Below are 19,809 nucleotides of genomic sequence, written 5' to 3'. Positions count from 1 at the left end.
GTCGGTGACAAGGAGTCGATCAGGAGTCGACCGGTCGGGAACGGCTGGGGAAACGGATGCCTTCCGGTGCCGCCGGCGAGGGTCGCGTCGGTCGAAGTCGTTCCCGGCTCTAGGAACTGACGGCCCGTCAGGTTACGCTCCCCGCATGATTCCGACCGTTGTCTGGGGTACCGGAAATGTCGGCCGCGCGGCCATCAGGGCCGTCGACGCCCACCCGGCGCTCGCCCTCGCCGCCGTCCTCGTCCACGACCCCGCCAAGGTCGGCCGTGACGCGGGCGCACTCGCCGGGCTCGACCGCCCCCTCGGAGTGGCGGCCACCGACGACGTCGACGCCGTGCTCGACGCCCGCCCGCGAGCGGTGGTGTACGCCGCCTCCGGCGACATCCGGCCCGACGAGGCGCTCGCCGACGTCGCCCGGGCCGTCCGCGGCGGCGCCGTGGTCGTCACCCCCGCGCTGTATCCGCTCTACGACCAGCGGAGCGCCCCGCCCGAGTTCCGCGACCCGGTGCTCGCCGCCGTCGCCGAGGGCGGCGGCTCGCTCTTCGTCTCCGGTGTCGACCCCGGCTGGGGCAACGACGTGCTGCCGCTGCTGATCAGCGGCCTCGGCACCACCGTCGACGTCGTCCGCTGCCAGGAGATCTTCGACTACTCGACGTACGAGCAGGAGGACTCGGTCCGCCATCTCATCGGCATGGGGCACCCCATGGAGTACGAACCGCTGATGCTCGCCCCGTCCGTACCGACGATGGTGTGGGGCGGCCAGATCCGGCTGATGGCCCGGGCGCTCGGCGTCGAACTGGACGAGATCCGCGAGACCATGGCCCGTCGCCCGCTCGCCACCACCGTGACCACCCGCACGATGGGCGTCTTCGAGGCGGGCACGCAGGGCGCCGTACGCTTCGAGGTCCAGGGCGTCGTCGCGGGCGAACCCCGCATCGTCATCGAGCACGTCACCCGGATCCACCCCTCCTGCGCCCCCGACTGGCCGGCCCCGCCCGACGGCGTGGGCGCCCACCGGGTGGTCATCGAGGGCCGCCCGCGCATCGAGGTCACGGTCGAGGCCACCGACGAGGGCGAGAACCGCTCCGCGGGCGGCAACGCCACGGCTGTCGGCCGGCTGGTGAACGCCGTCGACTGGCTCGTGGACGCGAAGCCCGGCCTCTACGACGCGCTCGACGTCCCGCTGCGCCCCGCGGTGGGCAGACTCGGAAGGAAGCGGCCATGAGAATCGACGTCCCCGAGGGCAGGCACCCGATCGAGTACGTGTGGGGCGAGATCGTCCCCGAGATCGGGACGGCCGCCGCGAACTTCTCCCTCTCCGTCTACGCCCACACGACCCTCGGGCTGCGCGAGTTCGAGGCGGCGCGACTGCGGGTCGCGCAGATCAACGGCTGTCTGTTCTGCCTCGACTGGCGGACCGACCGCGACGGCGAGAAGGTCGAGGAGTCGTTCGCGGACGCCGTCACCCAGTGGCGCACCACCGATGCCTTCGACGACCGGACGCGGCTGGCCGCGGAGTACGCCGAGCGGTACGCCCTGGATCACCACGGTCTCGACGAGGAGTTCTGGACTCGTATGACCGCGCACTACAGCCAGCCCGAGATCGTGGAGCTGACGATGAGCATCGGTTCCTGGTTGTCGTTCGGGCGCCTCAACCGGGTGCTCGGCCTCGACGCGGCGTGTGTGCTGCCCACCCGGTGACTCAGAAGTCGGTGGCGATGATCTTCTCGATGTTGCGTTCGGCGAGCGCGGTGATGGTGACGAACGGGTTGACGCTGGCGTTGCCCGGGATCAGCGCGCCGTCGATCACATAGAGGCCCGGATGCCCGTGCAGGCGGCCGTAGTTGTCAGTGGCCCGGCCGAGGACCGCGCCGCCGAGCGGGTGGTACGTGAGGTGGTCGCCCCAGATCTTGTGCGCGCCGAACAGGTCCGTGCGGTAGATCGTCCCCTCCTTCGCGTTGATCTTGTCGAAGATGGTCTTGGCGGCGTTGATGGACGGCTGCTTCCAGGCGGTCTGCCAGTTGAGGTCGACCCGGCCCGTCGTCGGGTTCCAGGAGAACTCGGCGCGGTTCGGGTTCTTGGTGATCGAGAGGTAGAACGAGGCGTACGTCTCGATGCCCGTGGGCAGCGGCGCCACCTCGGCGAAGGCGCCGCCGGCGTCCCAGTTGTCGATGCCGGCGGTGGGCATGGACGACTGGAGCTTCCCGGTCGCGTCCCACATGTGGTTGGCGCGGCCGCACATGACGTTGCCGTTGTCGCCCCAGCCCTTGCCGATCTCGCCGTTGAGGCCGGGCAGCGCGCCGGTGGCTCTCAGCATGGTGAGCAGCTTGCTGGTGCCGACGCTGCCGGCCGCGAAGAAGACCCGGTCCGCGAGGACGGTCTCGGTGGACGTGGTGTTCCCCGCGGTGTCCAGCCGGTCGATGGCGACCGTGTAGCCGCCGCCGGAGGCGGGGGAGACGGACACGACCCTGTGCAGCGGTGAGACGGTGACCCGTCCGGTCGCCCGGGCCCGCGCCAGATAGGTCTTCTGGAGCGACTTCTTGCCGTGGTTGTTGCCGTACAGGACCTCGCCGGCCAGGGCCGACGTGGGGACGGCGCCGGCCGCCTCCTGCTTCATGTACTCCCAGTCGTAGACGTTGGGCACGAAGACGAAGGGGAAGCCGGAGCGCTGGGCGTGCTTGCGGCCGACCCGCGCGTACTGGTAGCAGGCGGCGCTCTCCCACCAGGCCGGGTCGACGTGATTGACGCCGAGCCCCGCGTTGGCGCGCGGGTAGTAGACGCCGTACATCTCGTCGGCGTTCACGGTCGGGAGGATCGCGCCGAAGTTCTCCCGGCGCGGGGTGACCGCCATGCCGCCGTTGACCAGGGAGCCGCCGCCGACGCCCCGGCCCTGGTAGACGGTGATGCCGCCGAACTCCTCGGCGTCGAGGATGCCGGTGTGCCGGGGCACGTCCTTGTCGAGCGGGAAGCCGAGGAACTGGCTGAGCGGCTGCTTGGTGCGCGTGCGCAGCCAGAAGGAGCGGTAGTCCGGCGTGGTCGTCTTCGCGAAGATGTTTCCGTCGGGGCCGGGGGTGTCCCAGGCCATCCCCATCTCGACCATGCGGACGTCGATGCCCGCCTGGGCGAGCCGCAGGGCGGCGACGGAGCCGCCGTATCCGGTGCCGATGACCAGAGCGGGGATGCGGGCCTGGGAGGTCGAGGCGTAGGCGTGAACCGGGAGCGCCAGCGTGCCGAGAATAGAACCTGTTCCCGTGATGAATCCACGGCGCGTAACAGCCATGAGAAGCCCTCACTGTCGGTGGAATGGGAACGAGTTCTACTGCCGCCGTCCTGGGAAGTCACGGCATACCTCTGGGTAACTTTTGGCTGGATCGCTCAAGGATGTTCGGAACAAAGCCGACATTCTGATGAGAGAGAGATCCGCCGAGTACGGAGCGCGCATGCCCCTGCCGACCCTCGCCCCCGACGAGCTCGACCGCGTCGCCGTCGACCTGCACGACACCGCCGCGTGGCAGGAGATCGTCCGTCACTGGGACGCGCCGGCCTCCGAGGACTGGCGCCTGCTGCTCTCCGTCCCCGTCGACCAGCTCGTGGCCACCGCGCTCGGCGCCCTCGCCCCGCCCCCGCCGGCCGAGCGCCCGCTGCCCGGGCGGATCGGCGCGATCCTGCCCGACCGGCTGCACGCCTGGCGCCGCCTCGGACAGCCCGACGTACGCCCCTCCACCCACCTGGCCCACGCCCGCCGGGTCCTGGTCGCATGGGGCTGGCAGAACCAGCCCTACCGGCTCCGCGACGCCCGGGGCGCCCGCTGCCTCTGCGGCGCCCTGCTCACCGCGCACCGCCTCGGCCACGGCAGCGCCGACACCATGAACCGCTCCGCCGCCTGGATCGTCACCGAACTGCGCGCCCAGGGCTGGACCGGGCTCATCGGCCCCTGGAACCGCGCCCCGGGACGTACCGCCGAAGAGGCGCTCGCCCTCGTCGACGCGACGATCCGGCGCGCCGCCCACGCGGGGGAGTAGCCGGCGCGGGCGCCGCCCGCGCCCGCCCGGCCCCGGGTTCGCCGGCCCGCCTGGCCCCGGGCGCGCCGCCCCGCCTGGCCCCGCCCGGCCGTCACTCCACGCTGTCGGCCACCGTGAAGAGTCCGCCGTCGGGATCGCGCAGCGTCACGCACCGGCCGTTGCCCGACGGCTGGACCGTCGACGTGGTCGTGCCGCCCAGCCGGAGGGCCGCCGCCACCGCCTCGTCGACGTCCGGCACCCGGAAGTGCACGTGCCAGCGGGGCCTGACCTGCGGGTCGGGAGCGGCCTCCACCGCGCCCCCGTAGAGCCGCGCGACGGTGTTGCCGCCGTGACTCAGCACGACATGGTCGTCCTCGTAGCTCACCTGGCAGCAGCCGGGCCGCTCACCCGCCCAGTCCAGCACCTCGGCGTAGAAGATCGCCGCGTCGAAGGCGTTCCTGGTCCGCAGCTCCAGCCAGGCCGGGGCGCCGCCCCTGCCGACGCTCCAGTTGGGCAGGAGCTCGCCCTCCCAGATGCCGAAGACGGCGCCCTCGCGGTCCGAGGCGAGCGCCGCGCGCCCCATCCCGAACCGCAGCGGCCCCACGGCCACCGTGGCGCTGCGCTCCCGGATCCGCGCCGCCGTCACATCGGCGTCCTCCACGGCGAAGTACGGCGTCCAGGCGACGGCCACCGCGAGGCGCGGCGCCAGAGCGCCGATCCCGGCGACCGGAGCGCCGTCGCGCAGGGCCACGGAGAACTCCTCACCCAGCCGGGTGGGCCGGAACTCCCAGCCGAAGACCCCTCCGTAGAAGGTCTCGGCGGCGCGGAGGTCGCGGGTCATCAGACTGACCCAGCACGGGGCGCCGGTCACCGTATGGCTCGAGGTCGACACAACCTTCATCCATCCGTCGAGGACGCGTGATCGCTCTCATCCCACCGTACCCCCGGCGAGATCGCCATTCCGGCACGCCCGTCCTGGCGCGTGACCGCCGTACGGCCGCGCGCACGGCATAGGAAGAGCCCTCCCGGGGGAATGCGTGACAGGGTGAGGGACGTGCGCGCTGTGCTGCGAAGAACCGTGACCGAGCTGTGGGCGCGGCGCCGGGAACCGGCGGTGGTCCAGACCGTGCGATCGACCGCCGCGGCCACGATCGCCTATGTCGTCGCGCTCCAGCTGAGCTCCGAGCCCGCCCCGCTGACGGCACCGCTCACCGCGCTGCTCGTCGTGCAGGTCACCCTGTACTCGACGCTCACCACCGGCATCCGACGGGTCAACTCGGTGGTCGTCGGCGTCATCATCGCGATCGCGTTCAGCGCCCTGGTCGGCCTCACCTGGTGGAGCCTCGGGCTGATCATCCTGGCCTCGCTGGTGGTGGGGCGGTTCGTGCGCGTCCACGAGTTCGTCCCCGAGGTCGCCATCAGCGCGATGCTCGTCCTCGGCGTCACCCAGGTCACCAGCGGCGCCTGGGACCGGGTCCTGGAGACCCTCATCGGCGCCGTGGTCGGCCTGCTGTTCAACACCGTGCTCGTGCCGCCGGTCTGGGTCGGCACGGCGGGGGAGTCCATCGAGGACCTGGCCCGCCGCATGCGCCGGCTGCTCCTCGGCATGGGCGAGGAGCTGACCACCCCCACCCCGGTCGAGCGCGCCGCCGCCCGGCTGCACGAGGCCCGCCGGCTCGACAACGAGGTGGCGGACGTCGACGCGGCCCTGCGCCAGGCGGAGGACAGCCTGCGCTTCAACCCCCGGGTCAAGGAAGGGGTCCTGCACCGCATCGTGCTGCGGACCGGCCTCGACACCCTGGAGATCTGCATCGTCGTCCTCCGTGTCCTGGCCCGGACCCTCACCGACCTCGCCAAGGAGCGCCGGGGCACCGACCTCTTCCCCAAGGACGTCGCGGTCGCGCTCGAGGACCTCCTGGCCCGCGTCGCCGACACCCTCGTGAGCTTCGCCGTCCTCGTCTCCACCCACGTCAGCGCGGACGCCGACGCCGCCGAGGACCGCCTCGCCGGCGAGCTGCGCGCCGCCCGCGCCGTCCGTGACCACGTGGCGGAGCTGTTGCTGCGGACCGTCCAGGAGGACCCGAGCCAGTGGCAGCTGTACGGAGCGGTTCTCGCCGACATCGACCGCATCCTCGACGAGTTGGACCTCGAACACCGCGGCCGCCGGCTGATGGAAGAACTCGACCGCCACTCGCGGGAACGCGCCGAGCGGCGGCCGAGACTGTCGGCGTTCTACGACCGACTGGGGGTCTGAGGGGTGGGGGATCGGGCACATCGGAAAGTCCGGCAGTCACCGCCGGTCGTTCATCAGCTCCTGGAAAGAACTCATACAAGGGGTGCAGTGACGGTCGGTCCTCTCGCGCTCCTCGAGCGGTTCCTCGTGGAGCGACTGCCCGCAGAGGGCGGTCGCCTTACCGATGGCGGCCACGTGCCAGACGAAGACCCCGTCCCGGGGTGCTATGCCGACGTGCATTTCGTACATGGTCGTCTCCATGCTCGGCGGACGCTTGCTCCTCCCAGTGCACCCGACCGAGGGCGGGTTGCACGCCCGGAGGGCGGCTGTTCGGGTGATGCGGCCCGTGTCGCCCGGGCCGCCGCGCCGTCGGCCGGGAAGGCCGCACGGGGGCCGCATGGCTACGCTGGAGCGAGGGCGTGACGGAGAACCCGGTCGGAGGCGACCCCATGAGACGACGCCACCACTTCCACATCGACCACGCGGGGCACTCGGTCAGCGTCACGGTCCAGACCGGCCACAAGGCCGTCGTCGAGGTCCTCGTCGACGGCAAGGAGACGGGGCACGCCACCACGGGCGCCGACCGGCCGGTCACCGTCCACATCGAACTGCCGACCGAGCCGCCGACCCCGGCGACGATCCGGGCCGCGGCCGGGCCGGGGATCCCCCGCTGCGTCCTCGAAGTGCCGGGCGCCGAACCGCAGGTCATGTCCCCGCGGCTCTACTGACAGGTCGCCCCCGGACGCACCGGCTTCAGCGAGACGAGGTACGCGTCGACGGCGTCCGCCACACAGGAGCCACCGCGGCCGTACGCGGTGTGCCCCACGCCCTCGTACGTGAGCAGCATGCCGCCGGGGAACTGCGCCGCCAGGCTCTCCGCCTCCTCGTACGGCGTCGCCGGGTCGCCCGTGGTGCCCACCACGAGGACGGGCGGCACGCCCTCCGCACGGACCCGGTGCGGCCGCGCCTCGCTCGCCGGCAGCTCCTTGCAGGTCATGGCGTCGAGGACGCTCGTGGTGCCGTACCGCCCCGCGGCCCTCTCGGCCGGGGCGAAGGCGTCCCAGTACGGCTGGGCGGCCCGGGGGTGCGGGGTGTCGGCGCAGCTCACGGCGAGGAGCGCGGCGTCCTCGTTGTCGGCGGGCACGGACGACCCGCCCGCCGCGTCCGCCGTCTCCTCCTCGGGAGTCTCCACCTCGGGCGCTTCCTCGCCGTCGGCCAGCGCCGCGAGCTGCGTGCCGTCGCCGCCGTCGGCCTCCGTCAGCGCCTTCGAAAGACCCTTCCACTGCTCCTCCGGCGTGTACATCGCCATCGACAGCGCGTCGACCACCATCCGCTCGTCGACCCCGAACTCCGACCCGTCGACCGGGAGCGGGGTGCGCGCGGCGCGTGTGAAGAGCCGGTCGAACACCGCGCGTATGCCGTCCGGTGTCGCGCCGGGGCAGGCATCGGCGCCGACGACCTCGGCGCAGTACGTGGCGTAGTCGTCGACGGCCCGGTGGAAGCCCACGGCCTGGCTCCGGGCGCGGGCGCGCCAGTCGAGCGCGGGATCGATCGCGCCGTCGAGGACCGCCGCCCGGACCCGGCGCGGGAACTGCTCGGCGTACGAGGTGCCCAGGCTCGTCCCGTACGACCAGCCGAGGTAGGTGAGCCGGGTCTCCCCGAGCGCCGCCCGGAGGACGTCCATGTCACGCGCCGCGTCCCGGGTCCCGACATGCCGCAGCAGCGGGCCGCTCCGGGCGGCGCACTCGGCCGCCGCCTCCCGGGCCAGGGCGAGGGCGCCCGCGCGGTCGGCGTCGGTGCGCGGGCTCAGCGAGGGCGGCTGCTCCGCGTCCGGCGCGTCCGGCGCCGCCTCGGACTCTTCCTCCTGACCGTCGTCGCAGGTCAGGGCGGGGAGGGAGGCCCCCACGCCGCGCGGGTCGAAGGAGACGATGTCGAAGTGCTCGCGGACCGGGGCGCCGAAGGAGTCGGCGGCGCCTTCCTCGAGGTGGTCGATCCCGGAGCCCCCGGGGCCGCCGGGGTTGAAGACGAGGGAGCCGATGCGCCGCCGCGGGTCGGCGGTGGTCGCCTTCGCCACCGGCAGCACGAACGTGCGGCCGTCCGCCGGGTCGTCGTAGTCCATCGGGACGGTGAGGCGCGCGCACCGGAGCGCGCCACAGGCGGTCCACGTCAGCTTCTGCGTGTAGAACGCCCGCAACTCCGGGCGTGTGGCCGGGTCCACGGCGGCGGTACGCCCGTCACTCCGCTCCGAGGGCGACGCCGACGAGGTGCACGCGGAGAGGGTGGTGGCGCCGAGGACGGCGAGGGTCAGAAGGAGGGCGGGGCGGGGACGGACGGCGCGCTGCACGCGAGTACTCCTGGAGGCCGGGGGCGGTACGCCTCAGCTTGCCGGGGCGATGCTGAGGATTTCCTGAGGAGCGGCTCCCGGCAGGCCTCAGCGCCGTCCGCGGGCAGACGCAGCACGAACCGCGCCTGGTCGGAGCGGCTTCCGGCGGGTCTCAGCCGCCGTCCGAGGGCAGACGCAGCACGACCGCGTCCGGTCGGAGCGGCTTCCGGCGGGTCTCAGTCGCCGTCCGAGGGCAGGCGCAGCACGAACCGCGCCCCGGCGGAGCCGCTCTCGGCGGTGAGGCTTCCGCCGTGCGCGTGGGCGACCCAGGAGGCGATGGACAGACCGAGGCCCGTCGACCCCGACCCGCTCCGGAAGCGCTCGAACAGCGCGTCCGCCACCCCCGGAGGCAGTCCGGGACCGGCGTCCGCCACCGTCACGGCCGCCTCCCGCCCCGCGCGGGCGACCTCGATCGTCACGTCGGCCGCCTCGCCCGGCGCGTGCCCGTGGGCGAGCGCGTTGCCGAGCAGGTTCGTCACCGCCCGGCGCAGGAGATCGGGGTCGGCCACGACGACCGTCTCCTCGGCCCGTACCGTCACGCGGTGTCCTTCGGCCGGCGTGTCGTCCACCACCGCCTCCACCAGCTGGTCGAGCCGCAGCGGCTCCCGCGCGAGCGTCTGCACCCCGGTCATCAGCCGGGCCCGGGTGAGCAGCCCGTCCACCAGCCCGCCCATGCCGTCCGCGAGCCGCATCGTCCGGCGGAGCACCTCCGTGCTGTCCGTGTCGCCGCGCACCGCGGTCTCGGCGAGCATCCGCAGCGAGGCGACCGGGGTGCGCAGATCGTGCGCCGCGTCGGCGAGGAAGGCCTCCTGCTGCCCGAGCGCCGTCAGCGCCGGGCGGATCGCCCGCCCGGACAGCACATGGCCGACCGCCGCCGACAGCACCACCAGGACCGCGCAGCCGGCCGTGAGCAGCCAGGTCGTCCGCCGGTGGTCCGCCAGCGCCTCGGTGGTCTCGTAGAGGGTGACGACCACGCCGTCCCGGCCCGCGTCGCCCTCGGCGTCGGGCGCGAAGAACGGCTCCGCGAAGAGCCGTACCGGCCGCCCGTCCACGGCCCTTGCGCCGACGGCGACGGCTTCCTCCCGGCGTAGGGCGGTCTCGGCCACCGCCAGGACGTCGGCGGTACGGGCGGCCAGGCAGGGCCGCTCCCCGGCGAAGTCGACGACCGGGCCGGAGGAGCCGTCCCGGGGGACGGAGAGCACGGTCAGCCGCGGGCAGCCGGTGTCGACGGTCCCGACGAGGTCGCCGGTGTCGAGCCGGTCGTCCTCGTCGTACGTGAGGAGGCTGATCGCCTGCGTGGTGTCGAGGTTCATCGCCTGGTCGAGCTGCTCGCGCCAGCGCGCGTCGTCGCTGCGCACGGCGAGAGCGGCCATCGTGACGAGTCCGACCGCACTGGTGAGCGCGAACAGGGCCGTGATCCGTCTGCGGAGCCGCCGGACCCGACCGGTGGGCGTGAGGTCACCGCCGCGGACCGGCGCTCCTCGCTTCCGGCCTCCCCGGACCGGCGCCCCTCGCGTCCGGCCGCTGCGCGGGGGCCCGCTCACTCGGGGCCCGGCGGGGCGAGCCGGTAGCCGACGCCCCGCACCGTACGGATCAGGACGGGGTCCCCGAGCTTGCGGCGCAGCTGGGAGACCAGGACCTCCAGGACGTTCGAGCGCGGCTCCGCCATCTCGTCCCAGCAGCTCTCGATCAGCTCGGCCCGGGACACCGCCTGGTCGGCGCGGGTCGCCAGGACCTCCAGGACGGCGAACTCCCGCGCGGTCAGGCCCAGCAGGAGACCGGCCCGCCGGACCTGGCGCCGGGCGAAGTCGATCTCCAGATCGGCGACGTGCTGGACGGGCGGCCGTACGACGGCGGTCCGGCGGCACAGACTGCCCACCCGGGCGACGAGTTCGGGCACGGCGAACGGCTTGACCAGATAGTCGTCGCCGCCACCGGCGAACCCGTCGACCCGGTCGGCGACGGTGTCGCGGGCGGTCAGGAAGAGCACCGGCACCGCATCGCCCCGGCGGCGCAGCCGCGCGACGTACCCGACCGCGTCCCCGGAGGGCAGCATCCGGTCGAAGACCGCGCAGGCGTAGGCGTGGACGAAGAGCGCTTCGTCCGCCTGAGGGAGGTCCGCGACCTCGTCGACGGCGAACCCGGCGGCGCGCAGCGCGGCGGCCACCCCGAAACGCAGATCCCCGTCGTCCTCGACCAGCAGCACCCGCACGGCCCCCACCCTAACGAACCTGCCCAACCGCGCAGAAACCGTCCCCGACCGGCGACCCGTCAGGTCAACACTGTGTAACGCCAACGGGCTTGTCGGGCTGAAGACTTCCTTCCGCCCACGGCCTCTGGGATCTTGCCTCCACCCCACACATCACAGGGCACGGTCGACGCCACCAGCGTCACCGGGCCATCGGAGGACGCATTGTTTTCCCAGATATCAAGCAGGCTGAGACTCCCGGCCACGGCCGCCACCGCCCTCGGGGCGGTCGTCGCGCTCGCCGCGCCCGTCGGAGCCGCCCCGGCCGCCCCGGCGGGAATCCCGGAGCCCAGGTCCGCCTCGGCGGCGCCCCTGACCACCGCGGCGTCCGCCGCGTCGGCGGCAGCCGCGGCGACGCGCCGTGCCGCCACGGGTCCCACCGCTTCGGCGGCGTGGGCGGCCGGCACCCGCGCCTACCTGGTGATCGCCGCTCCCGGTGACACCACCGCCGTGCGCACGGCGGTCACGAACAACGGCGGCACGGTCTTCTCCTCCTTCGACGCCATCGGCGTCGTCGTCGCGCACTCCACCTCCGCCACCTTCGCCGCGACCATGCGCGCCGTCTCCGGCGTCCAGCAGGTCGGCGCCACCCGCACCTCCGACGTCCCGGCCGACGCCTACAACCCGGCGCTGCCGACCAACCCGTCGCAGTCCGCGGCCCCCTCCACCGAGCCCGTCCGCTCGGACATGACGCAGATCAAGGCCGACCAGGCCTGGGCCGTCAGCACCGGCTCGCCCACCGTCAAGGTCGGCATCCTGGACACCGGCGTCGACGACCAGCACCAGGACCTGGCGCCGAACTTCAACGCGGCCGACTCGGTCTCCTGCGCCTACGGCAAGGCGGACACCCGGACCGGGGCCTGGCGGGACGTCGACTCGCACGGCACGCACGTGGCCGGTACGGTCGCGGCGGCCAAGAACGGCAAGGGCGCCATCGGCGTCGCGCCGAGTGTGAAGATCTCCTCGGTCCGCATCGCCGAGCCGGGCAGCACGCTCTTCTTCGCGGAGAACACCATCTGCGGCCTCGTCTGGTCCGGTGACCACGGCTTCAAGGTCACCAACAACAGCTACTACACGGACCCGTGGCAGTTCAACTGCCCGAACAACCTGGACCAGGCGGCCATCCTGGAGGGTGTCGGCCGGGCCCAGAAGTACGCGGAGGGCAAGGGCTCGCTCCAGGTCGCGGCGGCCGGCAACTCCAACGTCGACCTGGCCAACAAGACCACGGACACCTCCTCCCCCAACGACTCCACCCCGGTGAGCCGGACCATCACCAACGACTGCCTGGACATCCCGGCCGAGCTGCCGGGCGTGGTCACGGTCGCGGCGAACGGCACCAACGGCTCGTCCAAGGCGTCCTTCTCCAACTTCGGACGGAACGTCATCGAGGTCTCGGCGCCCGGCGAGTCGGTCTACAGCACCGTCCCCGGCGGCAAGTACTCGTCGCTGAGCGGCACCTCCATGGCCTCCCCGCACGTGGCCGGCGTGGCCGCGCTGCTGGCGAGCGCCAACCCCGGCGCCACCCCCGCCGACATCCGTACGAAGCTGGGCGTGCAGGCCACCGACCTGGCCTGCCCGTCGGACAGCCGCTGCACCGGCACCACCGCCAACAACAGCTTCTTCGGCGAGGGCCGCGTCGACGCGCTGAAGGCGGTCGGCGGCGGCACCACCCCGCCTCCCGGCGCGTACTTCGAGAGCCTCACCGACGTCGCGATCGCGGACAACGCCACCGTCGAGAGCCCGATCACGGTCAGCGGGGTGACGGGCAACGCCCCGGCCACCCTGAAGGTCGGCGTGGACATCAAGCACACCTACATCGGTGACCTCAAGGTCGACCTGGTGGCCCCCGACGGCACGGTGTACACCGTGCACAACCGGACGGGCAGCGGCACGGACAACATCGTCCAGACCTTCACCGTCAACGCCTCCGCCGAGGTCGCGGGCGGCGTCTGGAAGCTCCGTGTGAACGACAACGCGAACCAGGACACCGGAAAGATCGACGCCTGGAACCTGACCTTCTAGGCCTTCCCCGGGCGCCCCTCGCCGCCCCGGCGGGGGCGCCCGGACTCCGGACCGGAGTAGAGATGGTCGACCTCGGGCCGCAGATCGAGTATGTCCAGGAACTCCGCGAGCTCGGCCGGATCGGCCGTCCGGTTCGCCACGGCCCGCCGTGCGGCCCGACGCCGTTCCCCGGGGCCCTGCGGCCCCGGCGCACCGTCGTTCGCCTCTGTGACGTCCATGCGCCGATCCGACCACACCCCGCCACCGGGCGCACGGTCAGTACACGCCGAGGAAGATCCCTCCCGGGGTGTTCAGGTCGTCGTTGTGGAGATGGAACGCGCGCAGCGACCGGGCGATCTCCCGGTGCGAGAGGTAGGCGTCCCGGTCCAGGTCGAGCCGTTCGAAGGCCTGGGCGCCCTCGTCCCCCGAGACGCCCCACACGGCGAGGTACGCGGCGAACTCCTCCCCGCTGACGCGCTTGTCACCCTTGGTGTCCATGATGCGGAAGACGGCCGCCGCGAGGTTCTCCAGGATCTCGGGCCGGTCGGTGTCGTAGCCCACCGCGCGGTGGGCCGCGACGAACCCGTCCTGTTCGAGCCGCTCCCGCCCCGGCTCCGACTGGGTGAGCAGTCCGAGCCACTGCGCCCAGTACGCCCGCTCCAGGGCCCTGATCCGGGGATCGTCCGTGGTGAGCCCGTACGCGGCGGCGTACGCCTCCACCACGCGCCGGTGGTCGGACCAGGTGACGTACCCGTCGCCGTCGGCGTCCAGGACCGCGAAGAGCCGCCGGAGCCGCCGGGTGACCGGATCGAGCGTCGCCATGCCGGGTTCCTTCCGTGGGAGGGGATCGTACGGAGAGGGACGGCGAAACCCCCGCGCAGGTTGCTCCGGCCCGGCCCGGCCCGTTCACGCCGATCTCCCGCGGCCCGGCCCGTTCCGGTCGTCGCCCCGGTCTCACCCGGTGGGGGTCACGGATACGTCCGTACGTCGTCGGTGTACTCGCGCGCCCGCTCCTGGACGAGCTCCGGCAGCGCCCCCGACACCAGGTCGGCGAGGGTGGTGCCCTCCAGGACCTGGCGCAGACTCGCCCGCACCGCACGCCACACGTCCGGCAGGGGCGCCGCGGAGCCCTGGTACTCCAGACCGGTCAGCTTCAGGTCGCGCACGCTCACCAGAGGTCCGTCCATCGCCCGCAGCACGTCGGCGAGGGTGATCTCGGCGGCCGGCCTGGCGAGCGTGTAGCCGCCGTCCGGGCCGCGCACCGACCGGACCAGCCGGGCCTGCCGCAACTCGCTGAGGACGACGAAGAGGAAGCGCACCGGGATGTCCTGCCGGCCGGCGACGTCCTCCGCCTTCAACGGCCGGTCGGGGGAGGAGGCCAGCTCCGCCATGGCCCTGACCGCGTAGTCCGTTCGTGCTGAGATCCTCACCGCCTCAATGTCTCACGGTTGGCGCGAAACCGATCCGGACCTCGGGTGAAAGGACGGTGCGGTCTTGTCCCTCCATATTGTTCATCGACATAGTGAACAACGTCGTCCCTGTGCTCGCCCCCGGCCGGAGGTCCCTCGTGCCCACGCCCCAGACCGCGCCCAAGACCCCGACCGCGTCCGTACGCCCCCGACCGACCGTGGCCGTCGTCGGCACCGGCGCGGCCGGAGCGCTGGTCGCCGTCCAGCTGTGCGAGACGGCCGCCCGGCGGCGGACCCCGCTCGACCTCGTCCTGATCGACCCGGCCGCCGAGGCGGGACGCGGTACCGCCTACGCCACCGAGGTACCCGAGCACCGGCTCAACGTGCCCGTGGGCGGCATGAGTTGCTACCCCGACGACGCCGGCCACTTCCGGCGCTGGCTCTGCCGGCACGGCGAATCCACCGTCACCGCCGCCGACTTCGCCTCCCGGCACCGCTTCGGCTCCTACCTCGCCGACACCCTCGGCCGGGCCGTCATCGCCGCCCACGGCACCGTCGCCGTCCGCCGGCTGCGGACCCGGGCGACCGGCTGCGCCGACACCGCCGACGGGCGGTTCGTCCTGCGGCTCGCCGACGGCGGGACGGTGACGGCCGACGGCGTCGTGCTGGCCACCGGACCCGCCACGGGCACCGCGCGCTGGGCACCGGCCGACCTGCGCGACTCCGCGCGGTTCATCGCCGCCCCCTGGGCCCCCGGCGCGCTCGACCCGGTCGGCGCCGACGACGACGTGCTGCTCGTCGGGACCGGGCTGACCGCCGTCGACCTCGCGCTCGTCCTCGACCGGCCCGGCCGCACCGTGCACGCCCTCTCCCGCAGCGGTCTGCTGCCCCGGCCGCACGCCGTCGCCCCGCTGCCGCCCGTGCCGCCGCCCCCCGGGCTCACCGCCCTCCCGCTGCACCGGCTGCGCACCGCGCTGCGGCGGCACGTCGCCGCATCCCTGCGCGACCACGGCGACTGGCGCCCCGCCCTCGACGGGCTGCGCCCCGCGATCGGCGCGCTCTGGCAGGGGCTCACCGACGAGGAGCGGGCCGCCTTCCTCGACCGCGACGCGACCCGCTGGAACGTCCACCGCCACCGCATGGCCCCCGCCACCGCCGAGACCGTCGCCCGGGCGCGCGCCGCCCACCGGCTGCGGGTCCACGCGGGCCGGATCACCGCCGCCCGGCCGGTGGACGACGGCCGGATCGCCGTCGACCTCGCCGACGGCAGGGAGCTGACCGTGGCGTGGGTGGTGGACTGCACCGGACCCGGGCTCCGGGTCGACGCCACCACCGATCCGCTCTGGTCCACCCTGCTCACCGACGGTCTCGCCGTGCCCGGCCCGCTCGGCATCGGCGTCGCCACCGACGCCGGCCGACTGCGCGACGCCCGGGGCGCCACCTCCCGGGCGCTCTTCACGCTCGGCGCGCCCCGGCGCGGCGAACTGTGGGAGACGACCGCCATCCCCGAGATCAGGGCCCAGGCCCGGGAGATCGCCGAGGCCGTGCTCGCCCCGCTCACCCGCGCCCCGCACCCCGCCCGCCGCCGGCCCACCGACCAGTTCGGGCTGCCGCTCTCCACCCACGCCGCCGCGGCCGCCGCCTACCGCAGCGGCCTCGCCCGGGTGGTCACCGTACGGGCGAAGGCCGCCGAGGCGTTCGCCCGGTCCACCGCGCTCGACCCCGGCTTCGCCCTCGGCCACGCCGCCCTCGCCCTCCTCGGCCACGAGTGCGGCGTCGACGTCGACGTCCACCGCGAACTGGCCGACGCCCAGCGCGGGGTGGCTGAGCGCGGCGACGAGCGGGAGCGCTCGTTCGTGGACGTGGTCACCCGCAGGATCGAGCAGACCGGCCCCACCGCCGGAGCCGACGGCGACCGGGCGCTCGTCGACCACCTCGACCGCCACCCGGTCGACGCCTTCGCCCTGAGCATCGCCGTTCCCACGATCGCCTTCTCCGGCGTCGGCGACCTCGACGGGACGCTCGCCCAGCGCCTCGTGGAGCACACCGCGCCCGCCTACGACGGCCACTGGTTCCCCACCTCGCTGCTGGCCTTCCTCCGCCAGGAGCAGGGGCGCGTCGACGAGGCGGGCTTCCTCGCCACGGCCGCCCTGGCCGCCGAACCCGCCTCCGGCCACGCCGCCCACGCTCTCGCCCACGTCCACTACGAGTCCGGCGCCCACCGCGCCGGTCGCGACTGGCTCGACGGCTGGATCGGCGGCCAGGGCCGAGGAGCCGTGCACCGGGCCCACTTCTCCTGGCACGTGGCCCTGCACGAACTCGCCCTGGACGACACCGAGGCGGTACGCCGACGCTGGTTCGCCCAGCTCGCCCCACGCCAGGTCAACGGCGTACGGGCCCTGGTCGACTCCGGCTCGCTCCTGTGGCGGGCCCGGATGACCCGGAACTGGACGGGCGCCGTACCCGTGGACGGCGTCCTCGACGCCGTCGCCCGCGACCTCCTCGAACGCCCCGCCACCGCGTTCACCGCCCTGCACAGCGCCGTCGCGCTCACCGCCGCGGGCGACCTGCCCGCGCTCCGGCGGCTGCGCGCCCACGCCGCCGGGGCGGACGCCGTCCAGCGCGAGGTCATCGCCCCGCTCTGCCACGCGCTGGAAGCCGTCCTGGAGGAGCGGTGGCCGGCGGCGGTGGACGGACTGCGCGGCCTGCTGCCCACCCTGCGCCGGGTGGGCGGCAGCGCCGCGCAGCGCGAGGTCGTCGAGGAGACCCTGCTCCACGCGCTCCTGGAGGCGGGCCAGTGCGACGCGGCCCGTCACCTCCTGGAAGAGCGGCTCGACCGCCGCTCCTCCCCGCTCGACCGCCGACGCCTGGCGGACCTGCCCAGCTGACCACGGTGATCAGGCGGAGCTCTGTCCGATCAGCCGGTGCAGCAGCTCCGCCGCCGCACGCCCGAACGACGGGTCGTTGAGATGGGTGTCGTACTCCACCACGTCGACCCGGCTGCCCCTCAGCCCGTCCCGCACCGCACCGAACACCGCCTCGTCCAGCACCGGATCGTGGTACGGCCCGCCCGGCGCCCCCAGCGTGGAGAGCCCGCGCAGCGGCAGGCACACCGCCGTGGGGCCGGTCGCGGAGCGCAGCTTCGCCGCGACCCGCGCGCCGAGCTCCGCGCACTCCCCGGCCGTCGTCCGCACCACCGAGATCGACGGGTTGTGCACCCGCACGTCGCGGTCGCGCACCCGCTCCGGCACCGTGTCGAGCGGGCCGAACTTCACCATGTCGAGCGCGCCCGGGCTCACCACCTGCGGGATCCCCGCCCGCCCGGCGGCGAGCAGCCGGTCGGGACCGGCCGTCAGGACACCCCCGCAGAGATCGTCCGCCAGCTCGCAGAGCGTCAGGTCCAGCACCCCCGCGAACAGCCGCTGCTCCGCGAGCGACTCCAGCGTCCGGCCCCCGGCCCCGCTCGCGTGGAAGACCAGCACCTCGTAGCCGAGTTCGGTCAGCCGCGCCCGGGCCGCGTCGACACCGGGGGTCGTCACCCCCGCCATGCTCGCGGCGACGAGCGGGCGCTCGTCCCGTACCGGAGGCGCGGCGGCCTCGAAGCCCCGCGCCATGCCCGCCACCGCTTCGACGGCGTTCGCCAGGATCGGCGCCGAGAGCCGGTTGACCCCCGCGATGTCCACCACGCTGTACATCAGGGTGATGTCCGACGAGCCGACATAGGGCGCGACATCGCCGGAGGCCATCGAGGAGACCATCACCTTCGGCACCCCCAGCGGCAGCGCCCGCATCGCCCGCGTCGCGATCGACGTACCGCCGCTGCCGCCGAGCGCGAGCACCCCGTGCAGCCTGCCCTCCGCGTGCAACCGCCGGACGACCTCGGCCGCCCCGCGCGCCATCACGGTCACCGCCGCGCCCCGGTCACCCTCGCTCCGTAACGTGTCGAGCTCCGCGCCCGCCGCCCGCGCCACGTCGGCGCGGGGGACGTCGGCGGGTATCCGCGGGGCCCCGATCACCCCGGTGTCCACCACGATGACCTCGACCCCGCGGCTCTCCAGCCGCGCGCGCAGCCATCCGTACTCCAGTCCTTTGGTGTCCAGCGTGCCCACCAGTACGACGATCGCCATCCCCGTACTGTCCGTCGAAGTCGACATGACGACAAGACTGTGGCGGCCGGACGCCAGACGGCATACTGACCCCTCTTGATCACCACCACGCACCAGGAGGAGTTTCATGGCCGCCAGTTTCAAGACCGTCATCGAGGTGGGCCCGGACCATCTCGGCCAGGCCCGGGCCATCGACCGGCTGTTCCAGCAGGCGATCGCGCCGGCCACCGTCAACTTCGACTTCGAGAACATCCACCGGGCCGCCGCCGCGATCCCGGACAGCGCCGTCGTCAAGATGGTCCGCGGCTGGGGGCTCCAGGAGCACGCCCCGGTCATGGTCATGGTGCTCTCGCTCAAGGAGGCGGTGCGCCAGGCGCTGCCCGGCGCGTTCGCGGACGCCTCGTTCTGGGACACCGTCGAGCGGGAACTCGCCGGCGCCTTCACGGGCCTCGCCGCGCAGGAGGGTGAGCCGGGACTCTCGTACTACGACGAGGGGCCGGACCGCACCAGCTACTACCGTGACCTGTTCTTCGCCCTCCAGGACGAGGAGACCGGGGACCACATGTACGCGATCGCCTTCTGCATCGACGTGACCGTCGGCCTGGAGAAGGAGAAGGCCGCCGCCCTGGAGCTCATGGACGTCGCGCCGTACACGATCCGGCTCAACGCGATCGTCCTGCGGCAGGAGTTGCGCCTCGCGGCCTGACGGCCCCCTGCCGGATCCCGCACGTGCGGAGAACCGCACCGGCCCGCCGTCCCGGGCCGCACCCGCCGGGAACCTAGACTGCCCGCATGGCCAAGTACTTCGACGTGCACCCCGAGAACCCGCAGCGGCGCACCATCAGCAGTGTGGCGGACAGCATCCGCTCCGGCGCGCTCATCGCGTACCCGACGGATTCCTGCTACGCGCTGGGATGCAGGATCGGCAGCCGCGACGGCATCGGCCGGATCCGCACGATCCGCGAACTCGACGACCGGCACCACTTCACCCTGGTGTGCCAGAACTTCGCGCAGCTCGGCCAGTTCGTGCACGTCGACAACGACGTGTTCCGCGCCGTGAAGGCCGCGACGCCGGGCAGCTACACCTTCATCCTGCCGGCGACCAAGGAAGTCCCGCGGCAGCTGCTGCACCCCAAGAAGAAGACGGTCGGCGTCCGCATCCCCGACCATGTCGTCACCCAGGCGCTCCTGGAGGAACTCGGTGAACCGCTGCTCTCCAGCACCCTGCTCCTGCCCGGCGAGGCCGAACCACTGACCCAGGGCTGGGAGATCAAGGAGCGGCTGGACCACTCCGTGGACGCGGTGCTCGACTCCGGCGACTGCGGGACGGAACCCACCACCGTGATCGACTTCTCGGAGGGCGAGCCGGAGATCGTACGCCGGGGCGCCGGCGACACCTCGCGGTTCGAGTAGCCGCGCGGGCCGACG

Annotated in this window: 19 protein-coding genes; 9 read left to right on the top strand and 10 right to left on the bottom strand. The window is 73.5% G+C overall.

What is annotated here, in order from left to right; translation table 11 throughout:
* The first annotated feature begins 145 nt into the window (after positions 1-145).
* On the top strand, positions 146-1,225 hold the full coding sequence (locus tag ACIPPS_RS07880; protein ID WP_401428183.1) for a dihydrodipicolinate reductase: 1,080 nt from the start codon (positions 146-148) through the stop codon (positions 1,223-1,225).
* Positions 1,222-1,701 (top strand): carboxymuconolactone decarboxylase family protein, encoded by a 480-nt coding sequence (locus tag ACIPPS_RS07875; protein WP_401428181.1) that lies wholly within the window; start codon positions 1,222-1,224, stop codon positions 1,699-1,701. Before ACIPPS_RS07880 ends, ACIPPS_RS07875 begins: the two co-directional genes overlap by 4 nt.
* A 1-nt stretch (position 1,702) precedes the next feature.
* Here ACIPPS_RS07875 and ACIPPS_RS07870 read toward each other — a convergent pair whose 3' ends face one another.
* Entirely contained in the window at positions 1,703-3,280 is a 1,578-nt protein-coding gene (locus tag ACIPPS_RS07870; protein WP_401428178.1) for a GMC oxidoreductase, read from the bottom strand.
* Positions 3,281-3,440: 160 nt separating this feature from the next.
* On the opposite strand from ACIPPS_RS07870, the gene ACIPPS_RS07865 reads away from it, so the two are divergent.
* Entirely contained in the window at positions 3,441-4,022 is a 582-nt protein-coding gene (locus tag ACIPPS_RS07865) for a hypothetical protein (RefSeq protein WP_401428176.1), read from the top strand.
* A 91-nt stretch (positions 4,023-4,113) separates the two neighbouring features.
* On the opposite strand, the gene ACIPPS_RS07860 is transcribed toward ACIPPS_RS07865, so the two are convergent.
* Positions 4,114-4,842 (bottom strand): VOC family protein, encoded by a 729-nt coding sequence (locus ACIPPS_RS07860; RefSeq protein WP_401428173.1) that lies wholly within the window; start codon positions 4,840-4,842, stop codon positions 4,114-4,116.
* A 192-nt stretch (positions 4,843-5,034) separates the two neighbouring features.
* Between ACIPPS_RS07860 and ACIPPS_RS07855 the strand changes: the two genes are divergently transcribed.
* The gene (locus ACIPPS_RS07855) at positions 5,035-6,255 is read left to right on the top strand and encodes an aromatic acid exporter family protein (RefSeq protein ID WP_401428171.1); all 1,221 of its coding nucleotides are present in this window, start codon (positions 5,035-5,037) and stop codon (positions 6,253-6,255) included.
* A gap of 36 nt (positions 6,256-6,291) precedes the next feature.
* On the opposite strand, the gene ACIPPS_RS07850 is transcribed toward ACIPPS_RS07855, so the two are convergent.
* On the bottom strand, positions 6,292-6,483 hold the full coding sequence (locus ACIPPS_RS07850) for a hypothetical protein (RefSeq protein ID WP_315890115.1): 192 nt from the start codon (positions 6,481-6,483) through the stop codon (positions 6,292-6,294).
* A 200-nt stretch (positions 6,484-6,683) separates the two neighbouring features.
* On the opposite strand from ACIPPS_RS07850, the gene ACIPPS_RS07845 reads away from it, so the two are divergent.
* Entirely contained in the window at positions 6,684-6,962 is a 279-nt protein-coding gene (locus ACIPPS_RS07845; protein ID WP_401428168.1) for a hypothetical protein, read from the top strand.
* Here the strand turns inward: ACIPPS_RS07845 and ACIPPS_RS07840 are convergent.
* The 3 genes from ACIPPS_RS07840 to ACIPPS_RS07830 all read right to left on the bottom strand — a co-directional run bounded on the left by ACIPPS_RS07840 (position 6,956) and on the right by ACIPPS_RS07830 (position 10,823).
* The gene (locus ACIPPS_RS07840) at positions 6,956-8,578 is read right to left on the bottom strand and encodes an alpha/beta hydrolase (RefSeq protein WP_401428166.1); all 1,623 of its coding nucleotides are present in this window, start codon (positions 8,576-8,578) and stop codon (positions 6,956-6,958) included. The genes ACIPPS_RS07845 and ACIPPS_RS07840 overlap by 7 nt on opposite strands.
* Before the next feature lie 215 nt (positions 8,579-8,793).
* On the bottom strand, positions 8,794-9,990 hold the full coding sequence (locus ACIPPS_RS07835) for a sensor histidine kinase (protein ID WP_401428164.1): 1,197 nt from the start codon (positions 9,988-9,990) through the stop codon (positions 8,794-8,796).
* A 167-nt stretch (positions 9,991-10,157) separates the two neighbouring features.
* Entirely contained in the window at positions 10,158-10,823 is a 666-nt protein-coding gene (locus tag ACIPPS_RS07830; RefSeq protein WP_401429526.1) for a winged helix-turn-helix domain-containing protein, read from the bottom strand.
* A 231-nt stretch (positions 10,824-11,054) separates the two neighbouring features.
* Here ACIPPS_RS07830 and ACIPPS_RS07825 point away from each other — a divergent pair, with 231 nt between their 5' ends.
* Positions 11,055-12,887, top strand: coding sequence for a S8 family peptidase (locus ACIPPS_RS07825; protein WP_401429524.1), 1,833 nt, complete (start codon positions 11,055-11,057; stop codon positions 12,885-12,887).
* Here ACIPPS_RS07825 and ACIPPS_RS07820 read toward each other — a convergent pair.
* The 3 genes from ACIPPS_RS07820 to ACIPPS_RS07810 all read right to left on the bottom strand — a co-directional run bounded on the left by ACIPPS_RS07820 (position 12,884) and on the right by ACIPPS_RS07810 (position 14,296).
* Entirely contained in the window at positions 12,884-13,105 is a 222-nt protein-coding gene (locus tag ACIPPS_RS07820) for a hypothetical protein (protein WP_401428162.1), read from the bottom strand. The two genes, ACIPPS_RS07825 and ACIPPS_RS07820, sit on opposite strands and share 4 nt — an antisense overlap.
* Positions 13,106-13,142: 37 nt before the next feature.
* Positions 13,143-13,688: an EF-hand domain-containing protein gene (locus tag ACIPPS_RS07815; RefSeq protein ID WP_401428160.1), complete on the bottom strand. Its 546-nt coding sequence runs from the start codon at positions 13,686-13,688 to the stop codon at positions 13,143-13,145.
* A gap of 146 nt (positions 13,689-13,834) precedes the next feature.
* Positions 13,835-14,296: an RrF2 family transcriptional regulator gene (locus ACIPPS_RS07810; RefSeq protein WP_401428158.1), complete on the bottom strand. Its 462-nt coding sequence runs from the start codon at positions 14,294-14,296 to the stop codon at positions 13,835-13,837.
* A 197-nt stretch (positions 14,297-14,493) separates the two neighbouring features.
* Between ACIPPS_RS07810 and ACIPPS_RS07805 the strand changes: the two genes are divergently transcribed.
* A complete protein-coding gene (locus ACIPPS_RS07805; RefSeq protein WP_401429522.1) occupies positions 14,494-17,163 on the top strand; it encodes an FAD/NAD(P)-binding protein in 2,670 nt (889 codons plus the stop codon).
* Between the two features lie 9 nt (positions 17,164-17,172).
* Here ACIPPS_RS07805 and ACIPPS_RS07800 read toward each other — a convergent pair whose 3' ends face one another.
* A complete protein-coding gene (locus tag ACIPPS_RS07800; RefSeq protein WP_401428156.1) occupies positions 17,173-18,402 on the bottom strand; it encodes a Tm-1-like ATP-binding domain-containing protein in 1,230 nt (409 codons plus the stop codon).
* A 106-nt stretch (positions 18,403-18,508) separates the two neighbouring features.
* Here ACIPPS_RS07800 and ACIPPS_RS07795 point away from each other — a divergent pair, with 106 nt between their 5' ends.
* Entirely contained in the window at positions 18,509-19,087 is a 579-nt protein-coding gene (locus tag ACIPPS_RS07795; RefSeq protein ID WP_401428154.1) for a Type-2Aa cytolytic delta-endotoxin, read from the top strand.
* A gap of 86 nt (positions 19,088-19,173) precedes the next feature.
* Positions 19,174-19,794: an L-threonylcarbamoyladenylate synthase gene (locus ACIPPS_RS07790; protein WP_401428152.1), complete on the top strand. Its 621-nt coding sequence runs from the start codon at positions 19,174-19,176 to the stop codon at positions 19,792-19,794.
* Positions 19,795-19,809: the final 15 nt, after the last annotated feature.

The organism is Streptomyces sp. NPDC090127, assembly GCF_044746945.1.
Classification (GTDB): domain Bacteria; phylum Actinomycetota; class Actinomycetes; order Streptomycetales; family Streptomycetaceae; genus Streptomyces.
The sequence above is the reverse complement of the archived record's forward strand: the minus strand, read 5'-3'. Positions and strand labels throughout refer to the sequence as shown.

Excerpts from the sequence above, each read along its gene's own strand:
- ACIPPS_RS07855 (WP_401428171.1), top strand. The coding sequence starts at position 5,035 with ATGCGTGACAGGGTGAGGGACGTGCGCGCTGTGCTGCGAAGAACCGTG.
- ACIPPS_RS07860 (WP_401428173.1), bottom strand. The coding sequence starts at position 4,842 with ATGACCCGCGACCTCCGCGCCGCCGAGACCTTCTACGGAGGGGTCTTC.
- ACIPPS_RS07865 (WP_401428176.1), top strand. The coding sequence starts at position 3,441 with ATGCCCCTGCCGACCCTCGCCCCCGACGAGCTCGACCGCGTCGCCGTC.
- ACIPPS_RS07795 (WP_401428154.1), top strand. The coding sequence starts at position 18,509 with ATGGCCGCCAGTTTCAAGACCGTCATCGAGGTGGGCCCGGACCATCTC.
- ACIPPS_RS07850 (WP_315890115.1), bottom strand. The coding sequence starts at position 6,483 with ATGTACGAAATGCACGTCGGCATAGCACCCCGGGACGGGGTCTTCGTC.
- ACIPPS_RS07875 (WP_401428181.1), top strand. The coding sequence starts at position 1,222 with ATGAGAATCGACGTCCCCGAGGGCAGGCACCCGATCGAGTACGTGTGG.
- ACIPPS_RS07845 (WP_401428168.1), top strand. The coding sequence starts at position 6,684 with ATGAGACGACGCCACCACTTCCACATCGACCACGCGGGGCACTCGGTC.
- ACIPPS_RS07835 (WP_401428164.1), bottom strand. The coding sequence starts at position 9,990 with ATGGCCGCTCTCGCCGTGCGCAGCGACGACGCGCGCTGGCGCGAGCAG.
- ACIPPS_RS07790 (WP_401428152.1), top strand. The coding sequence starts at position 19,174 with ATGGCCAAGTACTTCGACGTGCACCCCGAGAACCCGCAGCGGCGCACC.
- ACIPPS_RS07880 (WP_401428183.1), top strand. The coding sequence starts at position 146 with ATGATTCCGACCGTTGTCTGGGGTACCGGAAATGTCGGCCGCGCGGCC.
- ACIPPS_RS07815 (WP_401428160.1), bottom strand. The coding sequence starts at position 13,688 with ATGGCGACGCTCGATCCGGTCACCCGGCGGCTCCGGCGGCTCTTCGCG.
- ACIPPS_RS07870 (WP_401428178.1), bottom strand. The coding sequence starts at position 3,280 with ATGGCTGTTACGCGCCGTGGATTCATCACGGGAACAGGTTCTATTCTC.
- ACIPPS_RS07820 (WP_401428162.1), bottom strand. The coding sequence starts at position 13,105 with ATGGACGTCACAGAGGCGAACGACGGTGCGCCGGGGCCGCAGGGCCCC.
- ACIPPS_RS07800 (WP_401428156.1), bottom strand. The coding sequence starts at position 18,402 with ATGGCGATCGTCGTACTGGTGGGCACGCTGGACACCAAAGGACTGGAG.